Here is an 11,569-nt window from a genome sequence, read left to right as displayed (position 1 = left end):
GCGCCTAGCGTAGAGGCATGATCACACGGGAACTCGCCGTCGCCCTGCGCGACGCCGGCCTCGGCTGGCACCCTGCGGAGGGCGACCGCTTCCAGCTCGACCTGCCCGACGACGTCGAGCTCGAGGCGGAGGCCGACGTCTTCACGGTGAGCGAGATGACGATCGAGGCGCGTCAGACGCCGAGCGGCACCGACCTGGCGTTCAACGGCACCACCGAGTGGGCGCTCGACGCCGTGACGCTGGCCGATGCGGTGTGGCTGCCGCGCGAAGACCAGCTGCGCGACCTGCTGCGCAAGACCTTCCGCTCACTCCGGCGCCTCGACGACACCTTCCGCGTCGAGATCGAGATCGCCGGCGTCGCGCTCGCGTACGAGCATCCGGATCCGGCCGAGGCGTACGGGCGAGCGCTGCTCGAGCTCATCTCGCGGTCGCGCTGACGGCCCCTTGATCGTCGGCCGACCGGCATGGGAGAATAACCTAACGATCGGTCAGTAAAGATGCTGGACAGGAGTCGACGATGGGCAGCCCCGCAGACCTCTCTCTCGCGCCACGAGAGACCTCGGACGAGGAGCGCCTGTTCGACGAGCTCATCGCCGCCGAGCAGCGCATCGAACCCCGCGACTGGATGCCCGAGGCCTACCGCAAGACGCTCATCCGCCAGATCTCGCAGCACGCGCACTCCGAGATCATCGGCATGCAGCCGGAGGGCAACTGGATCACCCGCGCACCGAGCCTCAAGCGCAAGGCGATCCTGATGGCGAAGGTGCAGGACGAGGCGGGCCACGGCCTCTACCTCTACTCCGCCGCGCAGACCCTCGGCATCACGCGCGACGCCATGATGGACCAGCTCATCAGCGGCAAGGCCAAGTACTCCTCGATCTTCAACTACCCCACGCCGACCTGGGCCGATATGGGTGCGATCGGCTGGCTCGTCGACGGCGCGGCGATCTGCAACCAGGTGCCGCTGTGCCGGGCGTCGTACGGCCCCTACGGCCGGGCGATGGTGCGCATCTGCAAGGAGGAGTCGTTCCACCAGCGCCAGGGCTTCGAGATCCTGCTCTCGCTCATGCGCGGCACCGACGAGCAGCGCCGGATGGCGCAGGATGCCGTGAACCGCTGGTACTGGCCGAGCCTGGCGATGTTCGGGCCGCCAGACGACCAGTCCCCCAACTCCGCCCAGTCGATGGCCTGGAAGATCAAGCGCTTCTCGAACGACGAGCTGCGGCAGCGGTTCATCGGGATGCTGGTGCCGCAGGCCGAGATCCTCGGCGTCACCCTGCCCGACCCCGACCTCCGGTGGAACGACGAAGCCGGACGCTACGACATGGGCGAGATCGACTGGGACGAGTTCTTCGAGGTCCTGCGGGGCAACGGCCCCTGCAACGCCGAGCGTCTGGAGCGGCGCCGCACCGCCCACGAGGAGGGCGCCTGGGTGCGCGAGGCCGCCGCCGAGTACGCCCGCAAGCAGGCCTCGCCCTGGGCCCCTGAGCCTGTCGAAGGGCAGGTGGCGTGATGGCGACCCCCGGACACGACCCTTCGACAGGCCCTTCGACAAGCTCAGGACAGGCCCCAGGGACCCATGGTCGGGAATTGTGGCCCCTGTGGGAGGTCTTCGTGCGGGCGAACCGCGGATTGAGCCACGTGCACGTCGGCTCGCTGCACGCACCCGACGCCGACATGGCGATCCGCAACGCCCGCGACCTGTACACGCGGCGGGGCGAGGGCGTCTCGATCTGGGCGGTGCCCGCCGAGGCGATCACGACGAGCGACCCCGACGCCAAGGGCGCGTATTTCGAGAGCGCCGCGGGCAAGAACTACCGGCACGCCGTGTACTACACGGCCTCCGAGGGGGTGCCGCACCTGTGACGACCACGAACCCGGTCGTTGAGCGAGCGGACGCGCTTCCGGTCGTTGAGCGAGCCGCAGGCGAGACGAAACGCGTGGACGAGACATCCGACCCGCACGGCGACGTCGTCGTCGAAGAGCTGCGGCTGAGCGCCGAGATCTCCGGGAGCGGCGCGGTCGCGGCATCCGCCGACGTCGCCGAGTACGCGCTCCGGCTCGGCGACGACGCCCTCATCCTCTCCCAGCAGCTCGGCGCGTGGATCTCCCGCGCACCCGAGCTCGAGGAGGACGTCGCGCTCGGCAACATCGCACTCGACCTGCTCGGCCACGCACGCTCCTTCCTGCACTACGCGGGCTCGTACGACGGACGCAGCGAAGACGACCTCGCGTTCTTCCGCGACGAGCCCGAGTTCCGCTGCGCCTGGATCGTCGAGCAGCCCAACGGCGACTTCGCGCAGACGATCGCGCGCCAGTTCGTCGTCTCCACCTTCATGGTCGAGCTGTACGCGGCGCTCCGCTCGAGTTCCGACGAGACGTTCGCCGCCATCGCCGAGAAGGCCCTGAAGGAGGTCGACTACCACCGCGATCACGCCGTGCAGTGGGTGCTTCGCCTCGCGGGGGGCACCGACGAGTCGCGACGGCGCATGATCCGCGCGATCGGCGACGTCTGGCCGTACGTCGACGAGCTGTTCCGCGACGACGACCTTATCGGGCGCCTCGGCGAGGTGTGCGTCCGGCCGTCGAGCCTGCGCGCCGGCTTCGACGACGTCGTCGACACCGTGTTCGCCGACGCGCAGCTCGAGGTGCCGACGGTCGCCGCCTCGTCCGCCGGCGGGCGCCGCGGCGCGCACGCCACCCCGTTCGGACACCTGCTCGCCGAGATGCAGGTGCTGGCGCGACGGCATCCGGGGGCATCATGGTGACCCTGCGCGACGCCCGGCCCCTCTCGCGCGACGACGCGTGGACGATCGCCGCGGGCGTCGCCGATCCCGAGGTCCCGGTGCTGACGATCGAAGACCTCGGCGTGCTGCGGGCGGTCGAGGTCGACGGTGAGACGGTGCGTGTCGACATCACACCGACGTACAGCGGCTGCCCGGCGATGGACACGATCCGCGACGACGTCATCCTCGCGCTCACCGCCGCGGGCGTCGCCGACGTCGAGGTGCGGCTGGTGCTCTCCCCCGCCTGGACGACGGACTGGATGTCGGATGCCGGCAAGCAGAAGCTCGAGCGCTACGGCATCGCCCCTCCGTCCGGGCGCGCGGCCGTTGGGTCCCTGAGCCTGTCGAAGGGCGGCCCGATCCGCCTGGCGATCAGCGTGCGCTGCCCGCGCTGCGGATCGCTCGACACCCGCGAGGTCTCCCGCTTCGGATCGACCTCGTGCAAGGCGCTGTATGAGTGCCGCGCCTGCCTCGAACCCTTCGACCACTTCAAGGTGCACTGATGGGCGGGATGCACTGATGGGGCTGTTCACGACGCGTGCCGCGCCGACCGCCGCTCCGCCGGCTCCTGCATCCGCGGGCCAGCGCCCGGTTCGCCGTCGCGCCACGTTCCACACGCTCGCGGTCGAGAGCGTGCGTCCCCTCACCGACGATGCCGTCGAGGTCACGTTCACGGTTCCCGCGGAGCTCGCCGACGACTACGACCACCTGCCGGGCCAGTACGTGGCGCTGCGCACGACGCTCGATGGGGTGGAGGTGCGACGCTCCTACTCGCTGTGCCGGGCGCCCGAGCACCGCTCCCCCGCGCAGCTCGCCGCCGGCACGCCGACCCGGCTGAGCGTCGCGGTCAAGCGCGACGAGGGCGGCCTGTTCTCCACCTGGGCGCAGACCGGACTGCATCCGGGATTCGAGATCGACGTGATGAGCCCGCAGGGCACCTTCACCTCGGGGCTCGACGACCTCGACCATCGGCACGTGGCCGGCATCGCCGCCGGGTCCGGCATCACCCCGCTCATGGCGCTGGCGCACACGGTGCTCGGCCGGTCGGACACGGCACGGTTCACGCTGCTGTACACGAACCGCGCGACGGTCGACGTGATGTTCCTGGAGGACCTCGCCGACCTCAAGGACCGCTATCCGACCCGGCTCACGTTGCACCACGTGCTCTCGCGCGAGCAGCGCACCGCCCCGGTGCTCTCCGGACGACTCGACGAGGAGCGGCTGCGCACGATCCTCTCCTCGCTCATCCACCCGGCCGATGTCGACGAGTGGTTCCTGTGCGGCCCGCTCGCGCTGGTCGACCTGTGCCGCGAGGTGCTCGCCGACACGGGAGTCGCGAAAGAGCACGTCCGGTTCGAGCTGTTCACGACCGGCGACGAACCCGTCCGCGCCGCGCGGCCGGTCGAGGTGCGTGCGGGCGAGAAGACGGTGCGCATCGAGGTCACGCTCGACGGAGTGTCGTCGACCGTGGAGAGCCCGGTCGACGCGCACGAGTCCGTCCTGAACGCAGCGCTGCGTGTGCGCCCGGACGCGCCGTTCGCCTGCGCGGGGGGCGTGTGCGGCACCTGCCGCGCGCGCGTGCTCGAGGGCAGCGTCACGATGACCGAGAACTACGCGCTGGAGCCCGACGAGCTCCTGCGCGGCTACGTGCTCACCTGCCAGTCCCACCCCACCAGCGACCGCGTCGTGGTCGACTACGACGTGTGAGGAGCCCCGTCATCTGGGCCCCTGAGCCGGTCGAAGGGCCGTCGAGAGGAAACGCATGATCGAACTGACCGTCGCCGATGATGTCGCCACCGTCACACTGAACGCCCCGGCGAAGCTCAACGCGCTCGACGAGCAGGCGCTGCGAGACCTGGTGCAGGCCTACGACGACGCCGAAGAGGCGGGCGTCCGCGCGCTCGTCCTGCGCGGTGAAGGGCGGGCGTTCTGCGCCGGGCGCGACATCTCCGGCGTGGATCCTCGCGACGACGACGTGATCGGCTACCTCGGAGGACTCGTCACGCCGCTGCTGCAGCGCATGTCGCGGTTCCCCGCGCCGACCTTCGCGGTCGCCCACGGCGCGTGCCTCGGCGTCGGACTCGGACTCCTCATCGCCACGGATGTCGTGTACGTCGCCGAGTCGGCGAAGATCGGATCGCCCTTCGCCGCGCTGGGGGCGACGCTCGACTCCGGCGGGCACGCGCTCTTCGTCGACCGCCTCGGAGCGCACCGCACGCTCGACCTCATCTACACGGGCCGGCTCATGAGCGGAGCGGAGGCGGTAGGCGCCGGACTGTTCTCGCGCGTGTTCCCCGACGACGAGGTCGTGCAGGCCACGACGGATGCCGCAGCCGCAGCCGCCCGCGGCGCCACCGCCGCGTTCCTCGTCAGCAAGCAGCTCGTCGCCCGCATCCGCGACGAGCGCCTCGCCCTGTGGGAGTCGGTCGAGGTCGAGAACGCCGCGCAGGCCGCCCTCTGCGACACCGACGATTACCGCGAGGGCTTCGCCGCGTTCCAGGAGAAGCGGCGCCCGGAGTTCCGGGGGCGCTGAACGGCTCCGGCCCCTACGATACGGGTGTGACGAATCCTCCCTGGCTCGACGCCCTCGCGGACGAGGCAGGACGGATGCTGCACCTCGGCGCGCCGGTGACCTTTCCGCAACCGCTGCGTGCGCTGATGCGCACGGCAGTCCCGTGGTTCGCGCTCGACGCCGCGCAGCTGCCTGAGGGCCGCTGGTCGACGCCGGCGCCCGAGTTCGGTGCGCTCGGCGCGGACATGGCCGACTACTACCGGGACTACGAGTTCGCCGAGTACATGCCGGGCGCCTGGCCGCTCGCGCTGGACGGCTCGGGCGGCTTCTACTGCCTCGACCTCAGCGAGGTCATCGCGGGAACCCGCGCGAACGACGGCTCCGCGCCGGTGGTGTGGTCGCACGCCGGATCCCTCGGCTGGGAGGACGATCAGTGCCTCCCGATCGCCGCGGATCCGGCGGCGTTCTTCGAGGCCGCTGTTCCCGGACCGTGAGGGCTCTCGGGGCGATACGCAAGGGCGTACGGCAATGTCACACCCCGATGGCAGACTGCGGGGATGAAGCTCGCTGACGTGGTCGCCACCGCCGAGACGGTGACCTCCACCTCCTCCCGTCTCGCGAAGATCGACGCCCTGGCGACCCTGGTGTCGTCGGCGGATGCCGCGGAGCTGCCCGTCCTCGTCGGGCTGCTGCTCGCCGCCCCGCGTCAGGGAAGGCTCGGCGTGGGCTGGCGGGGGCTCTCGGCGCTCGACGTCACGCATGCCGACGACGCGGCGCTGTCGATCGCCGATGTCGATGAATCGCTCGACGCTCTCGCCGCGTCCTCGGGGTCGGGGTCGGCCGCTGCCCGCACGCGGCTCCTCACCGCACTGGCCTCGCGTGCTACCGCGACCGAGTGGGATTTCCTCGCCCGCGCCATGCTCGGCGAACTGCGCACCGGTGCTCTGGGCGGCGTGCTGCTCGACGCCGTGGCGAAGGCATCCGATCGACCCGCCGCCGTCGTGCGTCGCGCCGCCATGCTGTCGGGGGACCTCGGTGAGACGGCCGTGGTCGCGCTCACCGGCACCGAGGAGGAGCTCGACGCGATCGGCCTCGCCGTGGGTCGCCCCGTGCTGCCCATGCTCGCGGCCACCGCCGCGACGCCGACCGCGGCTCTCGAGATCACGGGCGAGGCGTCGGTCGAGTACAAGCTCGACGGCGCGCGGATCCAGGTGCACCGGCACGGCGACGAGGTGAGCGTCTACACACGCAGTCTGGCGGACGTCACTCATCGGGTTCCCGAACTCGTGGAGATCGTGCGGGGACTCCCGGCCGACGATCTCATCCTCGACGGGGAGACGCTGTCGCTGGACGAGGACGGCGGGCCGCGTCCGTTCCAGGAGACCATGTCGCGATTCGGGGCGGACGCCACCCGAGAGCTCGCGCTGCGCCCCTGGTTCTTCGACGTGCTGCACGTCGACGGCCGTGACCTCATCGACGAGCCCCTGTCGGTGCGCCTCGCCGAACTCGAGCGGGTCGCCGGCGACTGGCGCATGCCGGGCATCGTGACCGCAGACCCCGAAGCCGCCGAACGACTGTCGCGCGACGCCCTCGCCGCCGGCCACGAGGGCGTGCTCGTCAAGGGCATCGACTCGACGTACACCGCGGGTCGCCGCGGCAAGTCGTGGGTGAAAGTCAAACCGGTGCTGACCTACGACCTCGTCGTCCTCGGTGCCGAGTGGGGATCGGGGCGCCGGCAGGGGTGGCTGTCGAACCTGCACCTGGGAGCGCGCGACCCCGACGGAGAGTTCGGCGAACCGGGTGGACTCGTCATGGTCGGCAAGACCTTCAAGGGCCTCACCGACGAGCTCCTGCGATGGCAGACCGAGCAGTTCCCCGCGTATGAGACCCGCCGTACGCAGAGCACCGTCTTCCTCGACCCGCACTTCGTCGTCGAGATCGCGATCGACGGCGTGCAGCGCTCCCCTCGTTACCCCGGCGGGATCGCACTGCGGTTCGCCCGGGTGAAGAGCTACCGCGCCGACAAGACGCCCGCCGACGCCGACACGATTCAGACGCTGCGAGGACTGTTCAGAGGATGACGAGTATCGCGAATCCGCGATATCATCGAGCATGCGCCGAGGAGCCGATCTGATCCGACGAGCACGGGAACGTGCTGGCCTGACTCAGGCCGCGCTCGCACAACGCTCCGGTATGCCTCAGAGCGTCATCAGCGAATACGAGACGGGACGCCGAGATCCGTCCGTGACCGCGCTCGATCGGCTCGTCGGAGCCGCAGGAATGCGCCTCAGCCTCGGCGACGAAGCGAAGACGCTCAAGGAGGTGCGGGTACGGGGCGCGGAGCTCAGGGCACTCCTCGCCGGATATGGCGCGACCAACATCGAGGTGTTCGGCAGTGTCGCCCGGGGCGACGACGACGAGGACAGCGACATCGACCTTCTCGTCGACCTCGATCCTTCCGTAGGGCTGTTCGCGCTCGGGCGAATGCGATCCGCTGCTGAAGCGCTGCTGAGCCGGCCGGTCGACGTCGTGCCGCGTTCCGGACTCAAACCCCCGATCGCCGCACAGGTGATGCGTGACGCGGTGCCTCTGTGAGCAGGCACGAACACGCTCGGCTGCAGGACATCGCCTCGGCATGTGCAGCGATCGCTCGCTACGTCGACCGGGGCGATGTCGAAGACGACATCGTCTTCGACGCGATCCGCATTCGCCTCCTGGAGATCGGGGAAGCGGTGAAGGATCTCGAACCAGAGGTGCTCGCGGCCGAGCCGGCCATCCCCTGGCGCGAGATCGCTCGGATGCGCGATCAGATAGCGCACCGATACTTCGATACCGCGCATGCGATCGTCCATGCCACCGCCCGGCACGACATCCCCCGACTTGCAGCAGCGACTCAGCGTCTCCTCGCAGCCTCAGCCGACTGAGAGGGCGGATCTCGGCGCGATGTCATTCGGATCACGCCGTCGGCGGCAGCCCCAGGTCCTCCTCGCGAACCGTGCCCTGGAACGACCACGGGAAGTCGATCCAGAGGTCCGTGTCCTTCCAGGCGTAGTCCGGCTGGATGATCGTCGACGGCTTCGTGTAGATCGTGACCGACCGCACGTCGGCGCCCTTGTCCTTCAACAGCTGCACCGCGAGCGCGAGCGTGCGACCTGAGTCGGCGACATCATCGACGAGCAGCACGCGGCGGCCGTCGAGGTAGTCCATGTCCAGTGCGGGCGGCAGCACCTCCGGCGCATCCCGCACCGTGCCGATCCCCGTGTAGAACTCGACGTTGATCGCCCCGCAGTTCTTCGCACCGAGTCCATACGCGATGGCGCCGGCCGGAAGCAGCCCGCCGCGGGCGATCGCCACCACGACCTCCGGCTCGAAGCCGCTGTCGAGGATCGCGCGAGCGAGATCCCGCGTCGCCGAACCGAATCCGTCCCAGGTGAGCGTCTCGCGCTCGATCGAAGCATCCGTCACCGACTCATTCTCCCCCAGCCGCCACCTCGCCGGTGCGCACTAGAATCGAGGCGTCCGGCCCCCAGCCGGTGCCTGAAAAAGAGGCACGAAGCCGCACGCGACGACGCGCAGGCGAGACACATACGGAACGCATCTCTCCGTCCCTGTCTCGAAAGGCCTTCGCATGCCCACCGTCTCCGCGCACGTCGCTCTCACCCTCGCCCAGCACATCGACGCCGTCTTCGGCGTCATGGGCAACGGCAACGCCTACTTCCTCGATGCCCTCGAGACGCAGACGGATGCCGTGTTCACCGCCGTCCGCCACGAGCAGGGCGCCGTGGTCGCCGCCGACGCGCACTTCCGCGCCTCCGGACGGATCGCCGCGGGCACGTCGACCTATGGCGCCGGTTTCACGAACACCCTCACCGCCCTCGCTGAGGCCGTGCAGGCGCACGTGCCCCTCGTCCTGGTGGTCGGCGACGAGCCGACCTCCGGACCCCGGCCGTGGGACGTCGACCAGATCGCCCTCGCCTCGGCCGTCGGCGCCCGGACCTACACGGTCGGGCGAGCGGATGCCGCGGCCACGACCGTCATCGCCATCGAGCATGCCCTGACGTATCGCGTGCCGGTCGTGCTCGCGATCCCGTACGACGTCGCGTCTCTGGAGGCCGGTCCCGTCCCCGCTGCGCCGGAGCCCCGCCTCCCCGCACCGCTCGCGCCGCGGGGAGCGTTCGCAGACGGGATGCTGGACGAGATCGCCGGGGCGCTCCGGGGAGCCGAGCGCCCGTTCCTGCTCGCCGGCCGTGGAGCATGGCTGGCCGGTGCGAGCGCGGCGCTGGGCGAGTTGGCCGACCTGACCGGCGCGCTCACCTCTTCCTCGGCTCTCGGGCGGGGAATCTTCCCCGCCGCGGAGTACGACCTCGGCGTCACGGGCGGCTTCGGGGCCGACGGCGCGATGGAGCTCGTGCGCTCCGCCGACGTCGCGGTCGTGTTCGGCGCTTCTCTCAACCAGTTCACGATGCGCTTCGGCGAGCTGTTCGCACCGGGCACCCGGGTGTTCCAGATCGACACCGCGCCGACGGCGACCCACCCCCATGTCGGCGGCTTCGTGCGTGCCGACGCCCGGCTCGCGGCCGAGGCCGTCGTCAGCCGGCTGCGCGATGCCGAGGGCGGCGCAGCGCGCGCAGCATCCGACGCCCGGCCGGCACGGCCGTGGCGCGCGAGCGTCGACGTCGTGGCCGCGCGAGCGTACGCACCGGGAGACGAGCTCGCACCCGATGGCCGCCTCGATCCGCGATCGGCCGCGCGCCGCATCGCCGAGCTCCTGCCCGACGACCGCGTCGTCGTGTCGGACGGCGGGCACTTCATCGGCTGGGCGAACATGTACTGGCCGGTCGCAGCGCCCGATCGCATGATGATGGTGGGCACGGCGTTCCAGTCGATCGGTCAGGGGTGGCCCAGCGTGGTCGGCGCGGCCCTGGCCCGCCGCGACTCCACGATCGTTCTCACGTCCGGCGACGGCGGGGGTCTCATGGCGATCGCCGACCTCGAGTCGGCGGTGCGGGCGGCCGCAGGCCGAGGCATGGCCGTGATCTGGAACGACGCCGCCTACGGCGCGGAGGTCAACCTGTATGGGCTGAAGGGTCTCGCCGAGGGACCGATGCGCATCCCCGAGGTCGACTTCGCGGCGTTCGGTGCCGCGGTCGGTGCGGAGGGCGTGGTGGTCCGCACCCTCGCCGACCTGGAGCGTCTCGGCACCTGGGCCGCCGAGGATCCGGCCGATCGCCGATTCCTGCTGCTGGATCTGCGCATCTCCGGCGACGTGATCGCGCCGTACCAGCAGGAGATCATCCGCGTGAACTCGTGACGGACCCGGTCGATAGGCTCGCGATATGACGCGCGTTTCCGAGGTTCTCCGCTACAGCGCCTTCGCCGCCGCGCCCGACGGCGGAAATCCCGCGGGCGTCGTGCTCGACGCTTCGGCGCTGAGCGACGAACGGATGCTGCAGATCGCGGCCAAGGTCGGATACTCCGAGACGGCATTCGTCGTCGCTCGTGCGGCGGACTCCCCCGTGGCGCGCTACCGCGTGCGCTACTGGTCGCCGGAGGCGGAGGTGCCGTTCTGCGGGCACGCGACCGTCGCGACGGCCGTGGCCCTCGCAGAACGCGACGGGTCGGGCGAGGTGATCTTCGACACGGATGCCGGACCGGTCACCCTCCGATCGACGGTCGGTGACGACGGAGCCGTCACGGTGTCGTTCACCAGCGTCGAGCCCGAGGTGCGCGCCCTCGACGGCGACGTGCTCGACAGGCTGCTCGGTCTGCTCGGCGTCGACCGCGACGATCTCGACCCGAGGTTCCCGCCGAAGGAGGCATTCGCCGGCAACCGGCATCCCGTCGTGACGATCGCCGACCGAGAGCTCTTCGATCAGTTCCGATTCGCGCCGGCCGAGGTCGCCGCGCTCATGCGCGAGGCGGGGTGGCTCGGCACCGTGACCGTGCTGCACGCCGCGGGCGAGGCCGACTTCGATGCGCGCAACCTGTTCCCCGTCGGGCGCATCACCGAAGACCCCGCGACCGGATCCGCCGCGGCCTCCGTCGGCGCGTATCTCCGCGATCTGGGTCATCCGGAGCGCAGCATCCGCATTCATCAGGGAGCCCACGTGCGTCGGCCGAGCCTGCTGACGGTCACGATCCCCGAGGCGGGCGGCATCGAGGTGTCGGGCGGCGCGACGCGCATCGGCTGAGCTCGGGCGGCGGCCTGAAGCCCACCCGTGCGTAGCGTTCCGGAATATTGCCCGGAACGGGGCTTTCTCGGGACCCGATG

The 11,569-nt window shown here is 70.6% G+C and carries 14 protein-coding genes; 13 read left to right on the top strand and 1 reads right to left on the bottom strand.

What is annotated here, in order from left to right:
- Positions 1 to 17: 17 nt before the first annotated feature.
- The 11 genes from AB3M90_RS02365 to AB3M90_RS02315 all read left to right on the top strand — a co-directional run bounded on the left by AB3M90_RS02365 (position 18) and on the right by AB3M90_RS02315 (position 8,222).
- On the top strand, positions 18 to 437 hold the full coding sequence (locus AB3M90_RS02365; RefSeq protein WP_412949704.1) for a pilus assembly protein CpaE: 420 nt from the start codon (positions 18 to 20) through the stop codon (positions 435 to 437).
- An 80-nt stretch (positions 438 to 517) separates the two neighbouring features.
- The gene (gene paaA, locus AB3M90_RS02360) at positions 518 to 1,513 is read left to right on the top strand and encodes a 1,2-phenylacetyl-CoA epoxidase subunit PaaA (RefSeq protein WP_412949703.1); all 996 of its coding nucleotides are present in this window, start codon (positions 518 to 520) and stop codon (positions 1,511 to 1,513) included.
- Positions 1,513 to 1,866, top strand: a complete 354-nt coding sequence (gene paaB / locus AB3M90_RS02355; protein ID WP_412949702.1) for a 1,2-phenylacetyl-CoA epoxidase subunit PaaB — start codon at positions 1,513 to 1,515, stop codon at positions 1,864 to 1,866. Before paaA ends, paaB begins: the two co-directional genes overlap by 1 nt.
- A 74-nt stretch (positions 1,867 to 1,940) precedes the next feature.
- Positions 1,941 to 2,768 carry a 1,2-phenylacetyl-CoA epoxidase subunit PaaC gene (paaC, locus tag AB3M90_RS02350; RefSeq protein WP_412949701.1) on the top strand — a complete coding sequence of 276 codons (828 nt, stop codon included), beginning with the start codon at positions 1,941 to 1,943 and terminating at the stop codon, positions 2,766 to 2,768.
- A complete protein-coding gene (paaD, locus tag AB3M90_RS02345) occupies positions 2,762 to 3,289 on the top strand; it encodes a 1,2-phenylacetyl-CoA epoxidase subunit PaaD (RefSeq protein WP_412949700.1) in 528 nt (175 codons plus the stop codon). Before paaC ends, paaD begins: the two co-directional genes overlap by 7 nt.
- A gap of 16 nt (positions 3,290 to 3,305) precedes the next feature.
- A complete protein-coding gene (paaE, locus tag AB3M90_RS02340; RefSeq protein ID WP_412949699.1) occupies positions 3,306 to 4,493 on the top strand; it encodes a 1,2-phenylacetyl-CoA epoxidase subunit PaaE in 1,188 nt (395 codons plus the stop codon).
- A 55-nt stretch (positions 4,494 to 4,548) separates the two neighbouring features.
- The gene (locus AB3M90_RS02335) at positions 4,549 to 5,319 is read left to right on the top strand and encodes an enoyl-CoA hydratase/isomerase family protein (protein ID WP_412949698.1); all 771 of its coding nucleotides are present in this window, start codon (positions 4,549 to 4,551) and stop codon (positions 5,317 to 5,319) included.
- 26 nt (positions 5,320 to 5,345) lie between these two features.
- A complete protein-coding gene (locus AB3M90_RS02330) occupies positions 5,346 to 5,792 on the top strand; it encodes a hypothetical protein (RefSeq protein ID WP_412949697.1) in 447 nt (148 codons plus the stop codon).
- Positions 5,793 to 5,855: 63 nt separating this feature from the next.
- Positions 5,856 to 7,379, top strand: coding sequence for an ATP-dependent DNA ligase (locus AB3M90_RS02325; protein WP_412949696.1), 1,524 nt, complete (start codon positions 5,856 to 5,858; stop codon positions 7,377 to 7,379).
- A gap of 31 nt (positions 7,380 to 7,410) precedes the next feature.
- Positions 7,411 to 7,893: a helix-turn-helix domain-containing protein gene (locus AB3M90_RS02320; protein WP_412949695.1), complete on the top strand. Its 483-nt coding sequence runs from the start codon at positions 7,411 to 7,413 to the stop codon at positions 7,891 to 7,893.
- Positions 7,890 to 8,222: a HepT-like ribonuclease domain-containing protein gene (locus AB3M90_RS02315; RefSeq protein ID WP_412949694.1), complete on the top strand. Its 333-nt coding sequence runs from the start codon at positions 7,890 to 7,892 to the stop codon at positions 8,220 to 8,222. The genes AB3M90_RS02320 and AB3M90_RS02315 overlap by 4 nt, the downstream gene beginning before the upstream one ends.
- A gap of 31 nt (positions 8,223 to 8,253) precedes the next feature.
- Here AB3M90_RS02315 and AB3M90_RS02310 read toward each other — a convergent pair whose 3' ends face one another.
- Positions 8,254 to 8,763 (bottom strand): phosphoribosyltransferase, encoded by a 510-nt coding sequence (locus tag AB3M90_RS02310; protein WP_412949693.1) that lies wholly within the window; start codon positions 8,761 to 8,763, stop codon positions 8,254 to 8,256.
- A 163-nt stretch (positions 8,764 to 8,926) separates the two neighbouring features.
- Here AB3M90_RS02310 and AB3M90_RS02305 point away from each other — a divergent pair, with 163 nt between their 5' ends.
- Positions 8,927 to 10,609 (top strand): thiamine pyrophosphate-binding protein, encoded by a 1,683-nt coding sequence (locus tag AB3M90_RS02305; RefSeq protein WP_412949692.1) that lies wholly within the window; start codon positions 8,927 to 8,929, stop codon positions 10,607 to 10,609.
- A gap of 25 nt (positions 10,610 to 10,634) precedes the next feature.
- Complete coding sequence (locus tag AB3M90_RS02300) at positions 10,635 to 11,489, top strand: PhzF family phenazine biosynthesis protein (protein ID WP_412949691.1); 855 nt, start codon at positions 10,635 to 10,637, stop codon at positions 11,487 to 11,489.
- Positions 11,490 to 11,569 lie beyond the last annotated feature (80 nt).

The organism is Microbacterium martis, from assembly GCF_047246685.1.
Lineage (GTDB): Bacteria > Actinomycetota > Actinomycetes > Actinomycetales > Microbacteriaceae > Microbacterium.
This window is presented reverse-complemented; position numbering and strand designations above follow the sequence as displayed.